Below are 17,646 nucleotides of genomic sequence, written 5' to 3' on the forward strand. Positions count from 1 at the left end.
TAATACTATTCAGATTTTAAAAGGTCACCGAAGATATCACCTAAAGTTACATTACCATCTTCTTGATGATAAACTTTGTTTCTTTCAATTTTTCTTTTTGGTGGATCCATTGTTTCTTTAATGCTTAAAGAAACTTTTCTTTTATCTTTGTTAATGTCAATGATTTTAACGTTAACTTTATCACCAGTTTTAACAACATCTTCAACTTTATTTACTCTGTCATATGCTAATTGAGAGATGTGAATTAAACCTTCAACATCAGGAATGATTTCTGCAAAAGCACCAAAGCTTGTTGTGTTTTTAATTGTAGCAGATACTGTTTGACCTACTGTATAATTTTCAATAAATTCTTGCCATGGTTCTTTTGTTAAGTCTTTAACGCTTAATTTAACTTTGTAGCTTTCTTTGTCAAGTTCGGTTACAATAGCTTTTACTGTATCGCCAACTTTGTATAAATCATTAATGTTGTTAACTCTTTTCCAAGCGATATCAGAAATATGAATAAATCCGTCTACGCCGTCTAAATCAATGAACATACCAAAGTTTGTAATGTTTTTGATTGGAGCTTCAACAACTTTACCGATTTCTAAATTAGCAATAGCTGCGTCTTTAGCTTCTTTTTCTTTAGCTTTTCTTTCTTTGTAAGCTTCTTCAAGAAGAATTCTTCTTGAAACAATAATTTTGTTTTTGTTTTTATCAAATTCTACGATTCTACATTCAACTTCTTTACCAAGTAAATTATCAAAATCTTTAATGAATTTTGTATCATAGTAAGAAGCAGGCATGAATGCTTTAATGAATCCTAAATCAACAATTAAACCGCCTTTTACAACTTTTGTAATTTTAGCGCTAACTGTTTCTTTTGCTTCAAATTTATCTTTTGCTTCATCTAAAGCACTAAGTTCATCAACTTTGATTTTAGATAATGAAACGTTCCCTGTACCGTCATTCATTCTCATAACCATAACTTTAACTTTATCACCTTTAGCGGCTTTTGTTGTTAAGTCTTCCATAAGGTCATATAAATAATCAGCTTTTTTAACAATTCCGTCTGATTTGTAACCAATATTCATTGTTACTTCATTGTGATCGACAGCAACGATTTCGCCTTCAACGATGTCTCCCTCTCTAATTTCTTTCATTGATTCTTCGATGTTTTTTTCAAAACTATCCACCATGTTGTTGTCCATAGTATTAATTACCTCCTCTATTAACTGGGTTGGTGTAGATGCTCCAGCCGTTAGTCCAATATTCTTATATTTCTTTATAGCATCGTCCAAGTCCGAAGCTTTTTCAACAAAGAAAACATTTTTGCATTTTGATTTACTGATTTCAACCAATTTCTTTGTATTTGAGCTATGAGTATCACCAACAACTACCATAGCTTCAACTTCTGATGCTATCTTACTGGCTTCTTCCTGCCTTACGCTTGTGGCGTTACATATTGTATTAAAAATTACCACATCTGCGCAATTTTCTTTAATAATATCTGTTATATCATTAAAGATTGATTTAATAATTGTAGTTTGGGCAACAATACAAACACTGTTATCTGTTTTAAATTCTCTCGCTTCATCTAGTGAGAAAATAACATGAGCAGAGTTCTCACACCACCCGTTAACCCCTATAACTTCGGGATGATTTTTATCTCCTACAATTATTATAGTATACCCTTTATTATGATATTTTTCAACCTTATTTTGAATAGATTTTACATAAGGACAAGTTGCATCAATAAGTTTTAGATTTTTTCCCTTAATCTTATCATATACATCTTTTCCAACGCCGTGAGAACGAATTATAACCGTTCCGCTTTCTATACTGTCAAGGTCTTCAATTATATCTACACCTTTTTCCTTTAATTCATTTGTAACAAATGCATTATGTATTAAAGGTCCAAGGGTATAAACTTTTTCATTCTTGTTTTTACTTGCTTCATAAGCCGTTTCAACAGCTTTATTTACACCGAAGCAGTATCCTGCACTTTTTGCTTTTATTATACTCATTTTACATTTCCTTTAATCTTATAATTTCAGGATAGATTTCTTTTTTGCATATTTCTACAAAATCTTCACTTGTAAGTTTTTTACCGTAATATTTGTCTAAATATATAGGCTTTCCGTAATTAATTATAAGAGGTTTTCTGAATTTATATTCGCCTCTTATTCCAACGGGAACAACTGGAACTTTCATTCTTGTTGCCAAAAGAACAAGTCCGCCCTTTGGTTCAAGCATTTTTTTGTCTGTTTTATTTCTTGTTCCTTCAGGGAAAAGCCCCAAAACTTCTTTATTCTTTAAAACTTTTATTGCACTTTTAATTGCAACAATATCATTATCTTCTCTTTTTACAGGTATTGCATATACTTTATGTAAAAACCAGTTTAAAAATTTAGATTTAAATAAGACATCCTTAGCCATAAAATGCAGATGTCTTCCTTTAATTTGAACAGCTAAAAAAACAGGATCCCAAATATGAATATGGTTGCCTGAAATGATATATGCAACATCCTTATTAGGAAGATTTTCAAGTCCTGTTACTTTAACTTTATATAAAATTTTAAATAAAACCTTAATTATTGGTCTTAAAATATCATATAACATACACTACCTACTAACCGTTTACTTTATTTATTATCAAATCAACTACTTCATTTATTGTCATATCTGATGTATCAATAACTTTTGCATCTTCACAAATAACAAGAGGATCAACTTCTCTGTTTTTGTCGTTTTCATCTCTTTGTCTTATATCTTCTAAAATATCATCATATGGAACTTCTTTTCCTCTTTCAATATTTTGAAGGTATCTTCTCTTTGCTCGTTCTTCTGCTGATGCATCCATATAAAACTTAAATTCAGCATTTGGAAGAACAACGCTTCCAATATCTCTTCCGTCCATTATGACGCTTTTGCCTTTTGAAATATCTCTTTGAATATTTACCATTTTTTCTCTTACTTCTTTTATTGCTGCATATTTAGAAACGTTTTTATCTATATTTTCAAATCTTATTTCTTTTGTTACATCTTTGCCGTTTACAAAAATATAACCTTTATCGAGAATAAGATCAATGCTTTCTAAAAGTTTTAAAATATTTTCCTTATCATCGCTTTCAACATTATTTTCAAGTGCATAATAAGTAAAAGCTCTATACATAGAACCTGTATCAAGATAAGTTATATTAAGTTTTTTTGCGATTATTTTTGCTATTGTACTTTTACCTGAACCGGCAGGTCCATCTATTGCTATATTTATTATTTTATTCATTAATAAACCTCAAATTCTGATAAATACTTATAAAATATTATATAATATCTTTTTAATTTTAACAAGTATTTAATTATATTTTAACGCTAAAAAGTTTGTTTATACCTTTGTTAAATTCATACTTTTCATTAACAATTGGAGATTTTATATTATCAGAAACCTTTAATACAAGTACACTTAATTTATCTTCTTTAAAGTTTCTAAGATCCACTTCCACAACATCTTTATCGCTTACGGCAAGAGTCATTATATTATTTTTTAAAGTATAATTAAAATCTTCTTCTCCGTTTACAAGTATTTTTACTCCGTCACTTTCACTAAAAGACATTTTTATAACTCCGGCTTCTAAATAATTACTGGAATTTACCAGTTTTGTCTGTTCATTTGAAGTACTGCTTACAGTGGATATTATTTCGTTTTTATCCAAAATATTAAGCCCAATACATAAAATACTTAAAACAACAATTAAACTTACTATAAATTTTTCAAATTTATATATCATTTTATCACCTGTTTCCTCTTTAAAATTTTATGTCAGCACTTAAAAAAAATACTTGTAAAGTTAATAAATAATTTTTATTTTTTTGTTTTTGGAGAAAAAATAAACGCAAAAAAATATCCAAAAATTATTGCTGCGGTAATTCCTCCTGCCGTAGCCGTAAGAGGACCTGTTAATATTCCAATAATTCCGTCTTGTTTTACCTGAAGAATGGTTCCTTTTACCAGAGAATAACCAAAACCTGTTAAAGGAACTGTCGCTCCTGCCTTTCCAAATTGTACTATGGGTTCATATAATCCAATAGCCGTTAAAATAACCCCCATAACTATATATATTACAAGGATCTGTCCGGAAACAAGCTTTGTATTATCCATTATAATTTGTGCTATAAGACAAAGTATCCCACCTGTTATAAATACATTTAAATATTCCATAAAAACTCCTTTAATATTTATTTTCAATAGATACTGCATGTGCAATGCAAGGAATATTTTCCTTTTGTCCCGTAGAGACAGGACTTAAAAGAGCACCTGTTGCCACAAGCAAAATATTGTTTAACTCTTTTTTTAAAAGTTTATCGTATAGAAAAGAACAAAATACGCTTGCACTGCATCCTGCACCGCTTCCTCCGCTTACAACATCTTGATTCTTTGTGTCGTATATAAGCATTCCGCAGTCTTTGTATATATTTTCTATATTTACTCCTTTTTTTCTTAAAAAGTCCTTGGCGATATTGTATCCCACAATACCCAAATCACCTGTAATTATTAAGTCGTAATCTTGTGGTGATTTGTCTATATCTTCTAAATGAGTAATAATTGTATCACAAGCGGCAATAGCCATTGCGCTTCCCATATCATTTGGATCATTTTGTTCAAAATCCATAACTTTTCCTATTGTCATATGTGTTATTATTGGTTTATTTGTTACATTTTTATTTAACAGTACACAGCCGCTCCCCGTAACAGTTCTTTGAGCAGTGGGCGGAGACTGTGTTCCAAGTTCCAAAGGGTATCTATACTGTCTCTCTGCCGTTGAAAAATGGCTTGTAGCACTTATTATAGCAGTATCTATAAAGTCGCCGTCTAAAAGCGTTGAAGCTGTCTGAAGAGCCTCTACAAAAGTAGAACATGCGTTATAAATACCCCAGTAAGGAATTTTTAAATCTCTTGCAGTAAGATTTGTAGTTATAATTTGATTTAATAAATCCCCGCCTATATAGATATCTATATCACTTTGTTTTAAATTGTTCTTTTCCATCAGTGCAAGAATATTTTTTAGGCACATCTGATGTTCTGCTTTTTCATAAGAATTCTGCCCGAGTAAATCATCCTTAATAATTTCATTAAAATAACTTCTTAAGGGACCTTCTCCTTCCATTGGTCCAACTATGGCTCTGGTATCTGAAATTGATATTAAATTATCAAATTTATAAGTTTGCTTTCCAAGTTTTTTACTCATTATCTACCTCGTTAAAATAAAATATATAAGCCCTACGATAGAACTTGATGTAATCCCAAATACAATAACAGGACCTGCAATTTTAAACATATTTGCTGCCATTCCAAAAATATATCCTTCTTTGCTGTATTCCATGGCACAAGATACAACACTATTAGCAAAGCCTGTTATTGGAACTATAGAACCTGCTCCGGCTTTTTTCCCTATATTATCGTAAACACCTATACCCGTTAAAAAAGAACCGATAAATACAAGTGCAATAGATGTCATATTTGATGCTTCAGTCATAGAAAATCCTTTCATAGAAAAAAAATCATTTATTATTTGTCCTATAATACAAATAAATCCTCCTACTAAAAATGACATTATTAAATGACTTTTCTTAGGCTTTGGTTTATTTTCCTTAACTATTTTTTTATATTGTTTTATATTTTTTTCGTTGGTTTCCATATCTTTCTCCCAAAAATAAATTTATTTATATTTTTACCCAAAAAAAGAAAAACTTTCAAAAATTTAATTTTCAAAAGTTTTTTTCATATTTTCTATTATTTTCTTTTCTAGTCTAGATACCTGAACTTGAGAAAGTCCCAAAATTTCTGCAATTTGTGTTTGTGTTTTATTTTTAAAATACCTTAAAACAATTATCTGCCTGTCTCTTTTATTTAAACTCATTATTGCGTTTTTAAGATCAAGCCTTTCTATAATCATTTCATTATTATCTTTTTCATCTTTAATTTTATCCATAAGTAAGACTTTTGTTTTATCTTTGTTTGTCAGTTCTTTATTAAGTGATTCAGGCTGTCTGCAAGCTTCAAAAGCCATAATTAAATCTTCTTTTGATACACCTATTTTTTCACTTAAATAATTTACATCAGGTTCTTCACCATTTAATTTTATATATTCTTCTCTTATTTTTCTTGATTTAAGATATATTGTTTTTAAATTTCTTGCTACTTTTATTATTCCTTCATCTCTAAAATACCTTTTATATTCTCCGTTTATTACATACACCGCATAAGTAGAAAACTTTGTACAAAAGGAAAAATCAAATTTCTTTATTGCTTTAATTAGCCCTATTGCTCCTATTTGAAACAAGTCTTCATATTGTACGTTATAAGATAAATATCTTTTTAAGATTGAATTAATAAGCGGAGTGTTTATTATGGTAAGTTCTTCTAAAGCATTTTTATCACCTTGTTGTGCATTTATTATAAGTTCTTTTACTTCATCTGAAAAATAATCTATTTTTACAGACTCGTTACTCATTTTGATATGTATCCTTTGAAGATATTTTTTTGCTCATAATTAAACTTGTACCTTCTCCATATATAGATTCTATTTCAAGTGTATCCATAAAGCTTTCCATAATAGTAAATCCAAGCCCAGACCTTTCAAGCTCCGGTTTTGAAGTGTAAAGAGGTTCTTTTGCCTTTTTAATATCCTCTATCCCAATTCCTTTATCTATTATTTTTATTGTTACTTCATTTTCTTTTATATATGCTTCCATTGTTATAAGGTTATCTGATTTATTGTTATAACCATGTATTATAGAATTTGTAACAGCCTCTGAAACACTTGTTTTTATATCGTTTAATTCTTCCATTGATGGATTTAGAGACAGAATAAAGCTTGAAATAATAAGCCTTGCCAACGATTCGTTTTCTGATATGCTTTTAAACTGAACCTTTAAGTAGTTTTCTATGTTTTTACCTGTTTTCATATTTGTTTATTCCTTCCTGTAAAGTTTTAAATAAATCGAAAATTGAAAGTATTCCCGACATTCTAAGTATTCTTATTATCTGTTCATCTCTTGTAACAATACCGCATTCTCCATTTCTCTTCTTTATTTGTCTAAATCTACCCATAAATAACCCTATACCTGCAGAGTCCATAAATGTAACTTTGCTTAAATCAAAAATAAGGTGGTTTATTTCTTTTTTGCATAATACATAATCAATATTTTCTCTTATATCATTTGTTACATGATCATCTAAATCTCCCAAAATGGAAACAATAAGGATATTGTTTCTTATTGTTATTTCAAAGTTCATATTTATACCTCTCAATATTATTTTCACCTACAAGATATTATCAAAATCGGAATGTAGAAATTTGGAAAAAAAGAATAAAAGTACATATTAAAAATATAAAAAAAGCAGGTATAGCCTGCTTAAAATAAAAATATTAATATAAACTTTATATAATCTAATATATTATCATTGAATCATTTATTAGCTATATTAATTATAATCTTTTAAAAATAAGAATGTATATATTCATTTCTTTATATAAATATAATTAATTTATAAGATTTTCTAATCCTACCTAAAATATAATTTTTATATTTAATAAAAAAAGACAGATACAATGTATCTGTCTTTTATATATTATCCTTATAGTATTGCAAGATAAATTACAAATATAACAAGTAATACCCATGTAATTGCATTGATTTCTTTTGCTTTACCTGTAAATACTTTAGATATTGCATAGAAAAGGAAACCAACAGCGATACCATTTGAAATTGAGTAAGAAAGAACCATTGTAATAATTGTTAAGAATGCAGCAACAGCAGTTGCAATATCTTCCCATTCAATTTCTTTTAATTGTTGAGCCATTAAAACACCAACGATGATAAGTGGTGCACTTGTTACTGGAGATAAGAATAATTCTCCAACTTGAATTGAGTTAACAACAGTTAGAAGTGGCATAAACAAAACGGATAAAAAGAACAATACACCTGTTGTACAAGCAGTTAAACCCGTTCTTCCTCCTGCGGCAACACCTGAACCGGATTCAACAAATGATGTAACCGTAGATGTTCCTAAAACGGCTCCGACGCATGTACCGATTGCATCAGATAATAATGCTTTTTCAACATTTTCCATTTCTCCGTTTTCATCAACCAAACCAATTTTATTCCCAACCGCAACCAACGTACCTGCCGTATCAAAAAAGTCAATGAATAAAAATGTAAAAATAATCATTATAAATGACGGTTTGGTAAACAAAGTAGATAAGCCATCAAAACATCCACCAAATGTTGGCATTGCAAAATCAAAAGAAACAATACCTTGAGGTAATGACGGCATTCCGCTCACACCGAATATGCCGGCAACAACGCCTACAACTGCCGTAATAATCATTCCGTAAAATACAGCCGCATTAACGCCTTTACAAAGCAAAGCAACGGTTATGATTAAACCAAAACAAGCAAGAAGTACGGTAGGATTTGTTAAATCACCAAATGCAATATATGTAGATGGATCAGAAACTATTATACCTGCATTTTTAAAACCTATAAAAGCAATAAAAAATCCAATACCTGCACCAATAGCCAATTTCATATTTTTAGGAATAGAATTTATAATTGCTTTTCTTATTCCTGTAACAGAAATAATCAAGAAAATTATACCTGAAATCAAAACAGCAGCCAAAGCTTCTTGCCAAGAATATCCAAAAGTCAAACAAGCCGTGTATGTAAAGAAAGCATTTACACCCATCCCCGGTGCTAAACCTATAGGATAATTTGCAAGTAACCCCATAATTATACTTGCAATACCGGAAGAGATAGCAGTTGCTAAGAATACAGATTGAAAATTCATTCCCGTTTCTGCAAGCATTCCAGGGTTAACACCTAAAATATAAGCCATAGTAAGGAAAGTCGTTAAACCTGCAATAAGTTCGGTTTTAACATTTGTTCCCTTATCGGTTAGTTTAAATATTTTTTCGAACATTATGTTCCTCCCTAAAATTTATAAATACTAATGAGCCACCATTATAACACTTTTTCTTCACCTCTACAATATGCTTTTTTCACAAAAGTTGCAATTTTTTTACATTTTTTGATTTTTTTTGCAAAAAAAACAGTGCACTTGCACTGTTTTCATAAATTATAGTAAATCCATAGCAATAAGATAACCGTTAAGGCCTTTTCCTATTACTCTGTCAGTTGCCACATAAGATACATATGAAAGCTTTCTGAACTCTTCTCTCTCGCTTATATCACTTATATGGACTTCAATTATTTTGCCTTTAAACATTTTTAACGCATCAAGTATCCCTACGGATGTATGAGTATAAGCTGCAGGATTAATGATAATGTCATCAAATTCATCCAGTGCTTGTTGGATTTTTGTTATTATGCTTCCTTCACTGTTTGATTGATATATTTCAACATTATATCCTAGCTCTTTCGCTTTTTTATTTATAATACCACAAAGATACTCATAATTTTCACTCCCATAAAAATCCTTTTCTCTTCTTCCAAGCATGTTCAAATTTGGACCGTTAATTACAAGAACTTTTTTTCCCATTCATATCACCTTATTTTATTTATTTTTTATCAATGTTTTCATCGTCTACTGTTTCTTTAAGTGATGCAAGAAGACCTGATAAGTTTTGAATTTCTGAAGGAACAATAATCTTTGTTGCTCTTCCTTTTGAAACTTCGCTGAATGTATCCATTGATTTTAAAGCAAGATATTCTTTTGTTGCTTTTGCTTCGTTAATCATTCTGATACCTTCTGCATTTGCTTGTTGAATTCTGATAACAGCTTCAGCGTCCCCTTCTGCAATTTTAATTTTACTTTGTTTTTCTGCTTCAGCTTGTAAAATTGCAGCTTCTTTTGCAGCCTCTGCACTAAGAATTTTAGCTTCTTTTTCACCTTCTGCTATAAGAATTGCACTTTTCTTTTCACCTTCCGCTCTAAGAATACTTTCTCTTCTTTCTCTTTCTGCTTTCATTTGTTTTTCCATTGCGTCTTGTATTTCTCTTGGCGGTAAAATGTTTTTAAGTTCAACTCTGTTTACTTTAATTCCCCAAGGGTCAGTTGCTTCATCAAGAATAACTCTAAGTTTTGAATTTACAACGTCACGGCTTGTTAATGTTTCATCAAGTTCCATTTCCCCTATTATATTTCTAAGAGTTGTTGCAGTTAAAACTTCAATAGCTTGAATTGGTCTTTCAACTCCGTAAGTATAAAGTTTAGGGTCTGTTATTTGAAAATAAACAACAGTATCAATCTGCATTGTTACGTTATCTTTTGTAATAACCGGTTGTGGCGGGAAATCAATTACTTGTTCTTTTAAAGAAACTTTCTTTGCAATAACCTCGATAAAAGGTATTTTAATATGAAGTCCCGTTTGCCATGTTGTATAATATGAACCAAGTCTTTCAATAACATAAGCATAAGACTGAGCAACGATTTTGACGTTTGCAATAAGAAGTGCCATAAGCAGAATAATAAGTAGTACAAATAATATAAAACCAAACATTTTTATCCCTCCTTTAGTCTATGTTTTTTACAATAAGATGTACACCTTCTATTTTTTCGACTTTAACCTCTTTGTTTTCTTTTATTATTTCACCATTTAAACTTTTCGCTGACCAAACTTGTCCTTTTATCTTTACCTGTCCTACTGCATCCATATTGTTTATTTCAACTATCACAACTCCATTTTCTCCAATTAAACTGTTTGCGTTTAAATGAACTATATCCTTTTTTATATATTTATGATATAGAGGATAAGTGATAAGCAGTAAAACAACCGAAACAATAAAAAACACTATAACTTGTGTTACAATTTGAAATCCGCTGAAATTTAAAATAAGTGCAACAAGACTTCCTCCAGCAAACCAAATAGAAACAAGCTGAGTTGTAGCAAGTTCAACTACGGTAAAGGCAACCAAAAGTATAAGCCAAATTAAAATCATGTTTTCGTTTGTAATGTTCATCTTTCTTCTCCTTTTTGTTATTATATCATATTTACTTTTTAAATATTATTATTAAGTATAAATTTAATAAATATTTTACTTTTTATTATTGACTTGTTTTAATAAAGATATAAAAAAACGCCTCTAAATTATAGAGACGTTTTAAATACAGCTTATAAATTATTCTAAGTTAGCGTGGTTTTTATACATTTCAGCTCCGTCTGTATCAATATCTTCCATTAAATCTAAAATAACAGAATCACAAATCAATAATAAACCTTGTTCAAAAAGTGTTCCCATTGGTTGTATTGATTTTCCGCTGTCTGATTTATCTTTTGCTTGTGTTTCAACTTTTACGATACAGTCTGCAACTTCTGCAATACCTTCTTTATCATTTGAAGAAATAAGAGCAATTTTAGCTCCCATTTCTTTTGCTTTTTTTGCCATTGCAACAAGGCTTGATGTTTTACCTGAACCTGAACCTAAAACAAGTAAATCGCCTTCTAAAATAGCAGGTGTTGTTGTTTCACCTACAACATATGTTTTATATCCCATATGCATAAGTCTCATGGCAAAACCTCTCATCATAAAACCGCTTCTGCCCATTCCTGCTGTAAAAATTCTGTTAGAATTTTCAATTATTGTTTTAAATTCTTCAACTTGTTTGTCATCAACTTTTTCCATTAATTCAACTAATTCATTTGCAACTTGTTTTCTTTTATTCATTATATTCTTCCCAATTCCTTCCATGTTTTTTCCATTCTGTCTTTAACGTTTGAGTGTCTGTCACTTATAAACATCTCTTGCATTAATTCAGCGTCAAGAGCTTGACAATAAAATCTGCATTTACACAAGAAAAAGTAATATACATTATACTTACTTCCCGACATAACTTCAAAGTTTGCCATACCTTTTGAAATTATTATGTCAGCTTTATCAAGTACTTCAATACACTCTTTTGAACATTTAGGTAAATATGTACCTACGATATCATTTCCGTTTGGAACTATATCCGCATAATCTGCCATTCCGGCTTCGTATGCTTCTTTAGGTGTAGCATCACTTGAAATAGGATAAGATGCAGGAACAACAGTAATATGTTTATCAGGATAAACTTCTTTTAATTTCTTACATAAAAGAGCATCCAAAACAACTTCTCCAACGTTATCAAGAAGAATAACTATTTCCTTTGCATTTTCCAAATCTTTTGTAAAAATTTCATAAAGTTCTTCATCGAACTTATATTTTTTTACATCGTTAATAATGCTTTTTAAATCATCAAGTGTTAAATTCGGCATTGTGGCAAAATCAATAACATTACCTGCGATGGCAAATTTAATGGCGTCATTGATAACATCATCACTTTCGTTTAACATACTTTCGATATCATCTTTCATATCTAAAATACATTTTTGGAATTTTTCTCTCGATTCTTTATGAATATCGTCTGTTTTCATAAATTTTCTCGTTACTCTTTCCCAAGCCGATTCCAATTCTTGATAAGAAGCTGCATGCACTGCCTTTGTAACTTCTTCAAAATATTTTTCTCTTTTTTCTTCAGGTATATGCTTATTTGCATATTTTGTGTATCTCCTTCTTGCACACTCAAGACAAGCTTTACTTGTAGCCATATTTACCCCCTTAAAAACAATTCAAATATATTTTACTACAAAAAATTATAAATTAATAGTATTAAATAAAAAAACACGGCAATAAGCCGTGCTTTTTATAACAAGTTATTATTTTTCTTTCTTATCTGATTTACTGACAGTATCCTCTTAATCTTCTTTTTTATTATTTTCGTCTTTTGAACTGTCAATATCTTCTATATCTTCTCTTTCTTCATCATATTCAATGATATCTTCTTTTATCTTACTATCAAGTTCATTTTCAGATTGTTCATCTTGAATATCTTCAATATCTTCTTCTACTGAAGAATCTATATTATCAGTACTTGAAACTTCTTCTTCCTCTTCTTCATATGTTTCCCTTGAAGTTTCAGCATTTGAACTTTCTTTGCTGTCTGAAATATCATTTTCTTGATTATCAATAACTTGCTGTTCTTCTTCAAGCTGTTCTACTTCATTAGTGCTTTCATCATCTGATGTATTTTCTACTTCTTCACTTGATATTTCTTCTTCATCTGAAACTATATTTTCATCTGATTCTTCAAGCTCTTCTTCGTAACTTTCATCATCTGATGTATTTTCTACTTCTTCACTTGATACTTCTTCATCTGAATCTATATTTTTATCTGATTCTTCAAGCTCTTCTTCGTAACTTTCATCATCTAATGTATTTTCTACTTCTTCACTTGATACTTCTTCTTTATTAGATGATGTATTTTCATTTTCTTCAACAGCTTCATTTTCAGTGATATCTTCTATACCTTCATCATTTTCTTTAATGTCATTTTCTTCTGACTCACTTTCATCTGCTGTGTTGGTTTCCTTGTTTTCTTCTACATATTCATCAGTAGTTTCTTCTAAAACATCTTCATGAGCATTTTCATTTTCATCTGAAACTTCATTATCTTCAGTATTCAATTTTTGATCATCTTGTTCATCGATTAAAGGATTTTCCTCTTCATAAGAAGTTTCATTATTATCCTCATTTTCTAAAGTAGTGTCTTGTTCATCATGTTTTAAATCATCAGAATTTTCTTCTTTTGATATATCTTCTTTTGTTAAATCACTTTCTTGTGTTTCTTCTAAATCCTCATCAAGGACATCTTTTGTTTCACTATCAACTTCTTGAGATATATCTTCATTTTCATATTGATTTTCTTCTTCGCTGTTTAAAACATCTTCTTCGTTAATATCTGCAATATCCTCATCTGTTTCTTCTGTAATTTCTTTAATGGTTTCTTCAAACTCATTTTCATTATTTATTTCATCATAAATAGACTCTATTTCTTCTTTTGATACATCATCTAAAATAACATCATCCAAAGCTTCATCGGTATTGTCAATATTTTCAGTATTATCATTATCAAAAATATCTTCAAAAATTTCTTCTTCATTTATAGAAGTATTTTCATCTGTAATATCTTCAATATCTTCTCCAAACTCTTCAACATTAAAAGCTTCATTTTTGCTTGACTGTTCAAAAGCTAAGTTTAGATTTTTATCCCTCTTTGCTTCATATAATTCTTCATCAACATCTTCAAATACAAAGCTTTCTTCATCATTGTCATAATCTTGATCAATTAATGTTGCTTTGCTTACATGATTTTCTGAATTATTTACAAGTTCAAAGCCGATTTCTTCTTTTACGTCGTTTTCATTTTCAAATTCGTAAAATTCGTTTTCGTCTTTAATTCTCGTCATTGCGGCTACATTACCGATATTGACATTTTCGCTTTCTTCTTTTTTATTTTCTTCACTGGAAGATTTTATCTTATTATCTAAATCTTCTTCTATTTCTTTATAATCTATAATATTTCCGTTTAATTCACCATTAGAAACAATATCTGCCGTACCATTTTCTTTTGGTACAATTTTGATATCCTTTAAGCTTGGATATAATTTCATGATTTGTTCTACTGTAAATACATTCTCTCCGTCAACTTCTTCCTCTTCACCAGCTTCTTCAATAACAATTTCGTCATAATATTCATAATCGTCATCATGGCTTATAGGTTCCAACCCAAGAGCCCTTTTCTTTTTAAGTTCCTTTTCTCTTCTTCTACGTTCTTTTCTTTGTTCTGCTCTTCTTTCAGCTTTTAAATATAATGTCATTAAAAGAACATACAAAATAGCACATAATATTCCAATTAGAATAAACGGTGTATAATCAAAGTCTTCAAGATTTATTGAATTTATCGCTTTATCAAAAAAGTCATAATCATCTATATTTTCTTCTCTTAAAGAATTATCGGTAAAAACGAAATAATATACATCCCCATGATCAATGGTAAACAAAATCATTCCGTGTCCAGTTAAATCTTCTCCATCAGCACCGGTAAGCTTTGAATTATAATATATCTTATATCCGTTTCTTCTGTCTATTTTGCAATTTTCAACTTTTGTTACGGTTGGTGAAGAGGTGAATTTCTTTGCAATGTTTACTGCATTTTGCTGCATATATGAATCATTGCCATATGTGTTTTCTAAAATATCACTTTTTATATTAATCTTATCAGGATCTTTGATGTTATTTTTTTCAAGTACATCTTCACCTATAAAATCTTCAACTTTTTCGACGTGAATTTCAAGTCTTATTTGATCTTCATAAGGGATTGTTACAACAGACAAATTACTATCCATTACAACGTTTTTTACATCTTTAGGAATTTTTAAACTATATAGATATGTTGTATTATAATATTCCTCATAGGAATTAAACCCAAATACCGGAGTAGAAAGGTTTGTTATTAATATTAATAATGTCATAAAAAAAGTTAATATTTTCTTTTTCATATAATTCCTACCTTATTTTCATTCCTTTTAATGATATCACAAAATTAAACAAAATAAAAGGAATATTATATACTAACAAATTATAAAATTATTAATTTTTTCTTTAGTTTTTATAAAAAAAACGTCCGTTTTTTGGACGTTTTATTTTTTTATTGGATGGCGAATTACCGTTTTTAAATTATCTATGTTTTTTACTCTTCTTGGATCAGATAAATATATTTCATGGTGTAATCTTTCTTTTGAAAAATCGTTTTTATACCCTTCTTTTTCAATAAACGAATTCATTTTTTCAATTGAAACACCCTCATCATCATAAGAACCCATATGCATAATTTGAACGCATAAGCCTTCTTCTATTTCCTTAAAAAATGTATTTGAAAAATCAACATCATTATTTTTCTTCTTAAATTTTTCTTTAGCTCTTCCAAAGACTTCTTTTGTAACAAATTCAGGTTGTCGTATCATTGAATACCAACATAAATCATCTTTATTCGTTATATTTAATCCGTCAAAATACTCATCTTCAACCCACCAAAAACCTTCAAGAGGCGGAACGACATATTCAAAATATCCATCTATTTTATCTAAAGGATCTTTACTCATTTTACTCATCTTTATTGTAAAAGAAAGACCATAAAGAATTTCCATTGCATTTTTATATTCTATTGAAGTGTTTGGATTACCCTTACCTTTTACCATTATAAAATTCATTTTGGGAACTTCTATAATACTTGGAGTTTTCTTTGGCATATATAAATCTTTATATTCCTTTTTATAATCAAGTTTAAAATCACTTTTCATCAGTACACTCCTTATAAAAATTCATATCTAAGTTTAACCTTATCGCCTCTGAATATTACTTTTGAGTATTCATAAGGCTTTTTAAAGGCATCATACATTACATCTTCAAGAATTAAAAGAGGATATCCGCTTCCTGTTTCAAAAATTGCGCTTACATCTTCGGTAGAGGTCATTGATTCCAATGTTTCCAAAACTTTATTTGGTTTTATTTCGTACTTTTCTTCTATTAAAACACAAAGCTGTTTACTTTCCAGTTCATCACATTCCCATATTTCTTTAAATTTATTATAAGGCAAATATGAATAGTGAAGACTTATAGGTTCACCTTCGGCAAGACGAAGCCTTTTTATAAATATAACGTCATCATTTTCTTTTATTCCTAGGTGAGATGCAATGTTTATTCCCGCTTTTATTATTTCTTTGTTTAGTAGTTTTGTTGTTGTCTTATACCCCATTCGTTCAAGCTGTTCTCTAAAACCCATGTATGCAAGAGATGTAGTCATTATTTTTGGGTTTGCAACAAAAGTACCTTTCCCCGTAACCCTATATAAAACACCTTCTTTGACAAGGTGATTACAGGCATTTCTTACGGTAATTCTACTTAAATCATATTCTTTCATAAGTTCTGCTTCTGACGGAACTTTTGTATTTACTTTCCATATTCCTTTTTCAATATTCCCTCTTATTAATTCTTCAAGTTGAAGATACAAAGGTTTGGGATCATTTCTATCTATAATGTTATTCATAATGTTCACCTCTCATTATAACCCGTTATAACCAGTTATTAATTTTAATATAACATAAAAGATAAATAAAATCAAAATGCTTATTATTTTAAAAAAGTTAAATTACTCATCACTTCCCTTTTGGTGCATAAATTCATTAATGAATGCTGCCGTTATAATTCCTGACGGCAAGGCTATTATTGCAATACCGAAAAACGAAGAAATAATACTTACAATTCTTCCTAAAAAAGTAACAGGATAAATATCTCCATAACCTATTGTTGTAAGAGCAGAAGTTGCCCAATATATTGCTTCAAAAAAATTATCAAAAGTACCCGGTTCAACGTTAAACATAAAAAAAGCAGAAAACAATATATATCCAAAGGCAAAAAATAAAATAGAAGTTAATATATCTTTTTCTTTTTTTACTGCATTAAATACGATTTTTATATTTTTTGAATATCTAAAACTTCTAAGCAAAGTACAAGTTTTAAATATTCTAAACAACCTAAACATCTTTAACGAATCATTTAATAAGTACAGTACAGGAAGCATTGAAATCAAATCAATTATTGCCAAAAATGTAAAAGGATAAAGTATAAACGATAATTTACCTTTTTCAAGCTTATAATCTGCAGTTATAAACCTTAAAACATAATCTATAAAAAATACAATAAAACAAATGATATCAATAACATAAAAAACTTTATTATTTGTTTTAAAACATAACGGTATCATTGAAAGTATTATTACTAAAC

Annotated in this window: 20 protein-coding genes; all 20 read right to left on the bottom strand. The window is 29.3% G+C overall.

Annotated elements, in window-relative coordinates; all coding sequences use genetic code 11:
• Positions 1-5: 5 nt before the first annotated feature.
• A complete protein-coding gene (locus tag FGQ49_RS06100; RefSeq protein ID WP_138268982.1) occupies positions 6-2,006 on the bottom strand; it encodes a bifunctional 4-hydroxy-3-methylbut-2-enyl diphosphate reductase/30S ribosomal protein S1 in 2,001 nt (666 codons plus the stop codon).
• A 1-nt stretch (position 2,007) separates the two neighbouring features.
• On the bottom strand, positions 2,008-2,601 hold the full coding sequence (locus tag FGQ49_RS06105) for a lysophospholipid acyltransferase family protein (RefSeq protein WP_138268983.1): 594 nt from the start codon (positions 2,599-2,601) through the stop codon (positions 2,008-2,010).
• 10 nt (positions 2,602-2,611) lie between these two features.
• Positions 2,612-3,265: a (d)CMP kinase gene (gene cmk, locus FGQ49_RS06110; RefSeq protein WP_138268984.1), complete on the bottom strand. Its 654-nt coding sequence runs from the start codon at positions 3,263-3,265 to the stop codon at positions 2,612-2,614.
• Positions 3,266-3,338: 73 nt separating this feature from the next.
• On the bottom strand, positions 3,339-3,767 hold the full coding sequence (locus FGQ49_RS06115; RefSeq protein WP_138268985.1) for a hypothetical protein: 429 nt from the start codon (positions 3,765-3,767) through the stop codon (positions 3,339-3,341).
• 74 nt (positions 3,768-3,841) lie between these two features.
• Positions 3,842-4,198 carry a stage V sporulation protein AE gene (gene spoVAE, locus FGQ49_RS06120; protein WP_138268986.1) on the bottom strand — a complete coding sequence of 119 codons (357 nt, stop codon included), beginning with the start codon at positions 4,196-4,198 and terminating at the stop codon, positions 3,842-3,844.
• Between the two features lie 10 nt (positions 4,199-4,208).
• Positions 4,209-5,225 carry a stage V sporulation protein AD gene (gene spoVAD, locus FGQ49_RS06125; protein ID WP_138268987.1) on the bottom strand — a complete coding sequence of 339 codons (1,017 nt, stop codon included), beginning with the start codon at positions 5,223-5,225 and terminating at the stop codon, positions 4,209-4,211.
• 3 nt (positions 5,226-5,228) lie between these two features.
• Positions 5,229-5,675, bottom strand: a complete 447-nt coding sequence (gene spoVAC, locus FGQ49_RS06130) for a stage V sporulation protein AC (RefSeq protein WP_138268988.1) — start codon at positions 5,673-5,675, stop codon at positions 5,229-5,231.
• A 63-nt stretch (positions 5,676-5,738) separates the two neighbouring features.
• A complete protein-coding gene (locus tag FGQ49_RS06135) occupies positions 5,739-6,491 on the bottom strand; it encodes a sigma-70 family RNA polymerase sigma factor (protein WP_138268989.1) in 753 nt (250 codons plus the stop codon).
• Entirely contained in the window at positions 6,484-6,945 is a 462-nt protein-coding gene (gene spoIIAB / locus FGQ49_RS06140) for an anti-sigma F factor (protein ID WP_138268990.1), read from the bottom strand. The genes FGQ49_RS06135 and spoIIAB overlap by 8 nt, the downstream gene beginning before the upstream one ends.
• Complete coding sequence (locus tag FGQ49_RS06145) at positions 6,932-7,276, bottom strand: STAS domain-containing protein (RefSeq protein ID WP_138268991.1); 345 nt, start codon at positions 7,274-7,276, stop codon at positions 6,932-6,934. Before FGQ49_RS06145 ends, spoIIAB begins: the two co-directional genes overlap by 14 nt.
• A 342-nt stretch (positions 7,277-7,618) precedes the next feature.
• A complete protein-coding gene (locus FGQ49_RS06150) occupies positions 7,619-8,962 on the bottom strand; it encodes an NCS2 family permease (protein WP_138268992.1) in 1,344 nt (447 codons plus the stop codon).
• A 156-nt stretch (positions 8,963-9,118) separates the two neighbouring features.
• Entirely contained in the window at positions 9,119-9,541 is a 423-nt protein-coding gene (locus FGQ49_RS06155; protein ID WP_138268993.1) for a type II 3-dehydroquinate dehydratase, read from the bottom strand.
• A 19-nt stretch (positions 9,542-9,560) separates the two neighbouring features.
• On the bottom strand, positions 9,561-10,502 hold the full coding sequence (locus FGQ49_RS06160; RefSeq protein ID WP_138268994.1) for an SPFH domain-containing protein: 942 nt from the start codon (positions 10,500-10,502) through the stop codon (positions 9,561-9,563).
• A gap of 13 nt (positions 10,503-10,515) precedes the next feature.
• Positions 10,516-10,962 carry an NfeD family protein gene (locus FGQ49_RS06165; RefSeq protein WP_138268995.1) on the bottom strand — a complete coding sequence of 149 codons (447 nt, stop codon included), beginning with the start codon at positions 10,960-10,962 and terminating at the stop codon, positions 10,516-10,518.
• A gap of 159 nt (positions 10,963-11,121) precedes the next feature.
• Complete coding sequence (hxlB, locus tag FGQ49_RS06170) at positions 11,122-11,667, bottom strand: 6-phospho-3-hexuloisomerase (RefSeq protein WP_138268996.1); 546 nt, start codon at positions 11,665-11,667, stop codon at positions 11,122-11,124.
• The gene (locus FGQ49_RS06175) at positions 11,667-12,572 is read right to left on the bottom strand and encodes a damage-control phosphatase ARMT1 family protein (protein ID WP_138268997.1); all 906 of its coding nucleotides are present in this window, start codon (positions 12,570-12,572) and stop codon (positions 11,667-11,669) included. The genes hxlB and FGQ49_RS06175 overlap by 1 nt, the downstream gene beginning before the upstream one ends.
• Before the next feature lie 147 nt (positions 12,573-12,719).
• Positions 12,720-15,362, bottom strand: a complete 2,643-nt coding sequence (locus FGQ49_RS06180) for a hypothetical protein (protein WP_138268998.1) — start codon at positions 15,360-15,362, stop codon at positions 12,720-12,722.
• 141 nt (positions 15,363-15,503) lie between these two features.
• Positions 15,504-16,163: a GyrI-like domain-containing protein gene (locus FGQ49_RS06185; RefSeq protein WP_138268999.1), complete on the bottom strand. Its 660-nt coding sequence runs from the start codon at positions 16,161-16,163 to the stop codon at positions 15,504-15,506.
• An 11-nt stretch (positions 16,164-16,174) separates the two neighbouring features.
• Entirely contained in the window at positions 16,175-16,909 is a 735-nt protein-coding gene (locus FGQ49_RS06190; protein ID WP_138269000.1) for a GntR family transcriptional regulator, read from the bottom strand.
• A 102-nt stretch (positions 16,910-17,011) separates the two neighbouring features.
• Positions 17,012-17,646 (bottom strand): ion transporter (locus tag FGQ49_RS06195; protein ID WP_138269001.1); only part of this gene is annotated, 635 nt, incomplete at its 5' end.

The sequence above is a fragment of the Anaerofustis stercorihominis genome (assembly GCF_005844425.1).
Lineage (GTDB): Bacteria > Bacillota > Clostridia > Eubacteriales > Anaerofustaceae > Anaerofustis > Anaerofustis butyriciformans.

Bases quoted from the DNA above. Each gene is read 5' to 3' on its own strand.
- FGQ49_RS06175 (WP_138268997.1), bottom strand. From the start codon at position 12,572: ATGGCTACAAGTAAAGCTTGTCTTGAGTGTGCAAGAAGGAGATACACA.
- FGQ49_RS06105 (WP_138268983.1), bottom strand. From the start codon at position 2,601: ATGTTATATGATATTTTAAGACCAATAATTAAGGTTTTATTTAAAATT.
- FGQ49_RS06145 (WP_138268991.1), bottom strand. From the start codon at position 7,276: ATGAACTTTGAAATAACAATAAGAAACAATATCCTTATTGTTTCCATT.
- FGQ49_RS06190 (WP_138269000.1), bottom strand. From the start codon at position 16,909: ATGAATAACATTATAGATAGAAATGATCCCAAACCTTTGTATCTTCAA.
- spoIIAB (WP_138268990.1), bottom strand. From the start codon at position 6,945: ATGAAAACAGGTAAAAACATAGAAAACTACTTAAAGGTTCAGTTTAAA.
- FGQ49_RS06115 (WP_138268985.1), bottom strand. From the start codon at position 3,767: ATGATATATAAATTTGAAAAATTTATAGTAAGTTTAATTGTTGTTTTA.
- FGQ49_RS06135 (WP_138268989.1), bottom strand. From the start codon at position 6,491: ATGAGTAACGAGTCTGTAAAAATAGATTATTTTTCAGATGAAGTAAAA.
- FGQ49_RS06100 (WP_138268982.1), bottom strand. From the start codon at position 2,006: ATGAGTATAATAAAAGCAAAAAGTGCAGGATACTGCTTCGGTGTAAAT.
- spoVAE (WP_138268986.1), bottom strand. From the start codon at position 4,198: ATGGAATATTTAAATGTATTTATAACAGGTGGGATACTTTGTCTTATA.
- FGQ49_RS06155 (WP_138268993.1), bottom strand. From the start codon at position 9,541: ATGGGAAAAAAAGTTCTTGTAATTAACGGTCCAAATTTGAACATGCTT.
- hxlB (WP_138268996.1), bottom strand. From the start codon at position 11,667: ATGAATAAAAGAAAACAAGTTGCAAATGAATTAGTTGAATTAATGGAA.
- FGQ49_RS06160 (WP_138268994.1), bottom strand. From the start codon at position 10,502: ATGTTTGGTTTTATATTATTTGTACTACTTATTATTCTGCTTATGGCA.
- spoVAD (WP_138268987.1), bottom strand. From the start codon at position 5,225: ATGAGTAAAAAACTTGGAAAGCAAACTTATAAATTTGATAATTTAATA.
- FGQ49_RS06180 (WP_138268998.1), bottom strand. From the start codon at position 15,362: ATGAAAAAGAAAATATTAACTTTTTTTATGACATTATTAATATTAATA.
- FGQ49_RS06185 (WP_138268999.1), bottom strand. From the start codon at position 16,163: ATGAAAAGTGATTTTAAACTTGATTATAAAAAGGAATATAAAGATTTA.
- FGQ49_RS06165 (WP_138268995.1), bottom strand. From the start codon at position 10,962: ATGAACATTACAAACGAAAACATGATTTTAATTTGGCTTATACTTTTG.
- cmk (WP_138268984.1), bottom strand. From the start codon at position 3,265: ATGAATAAAATAATAAATATAGCAATAGATGGACCTGCCGGTTCAGGT.
- spoVAC (WP_138268988.1), bottom strand. From the start codon at position 5,675: ATGGAAACCAACGAAAAAAATATAAAACAATATAAAAAAATAGTTAAG.
- FGQ49_RS06150 (WP_138268992.1), bottom strand. From the start codon at position 8,962: ATGTTCGAAAAAATATTTAAACTAACCGATAAGGGAACAAATGTTAAA.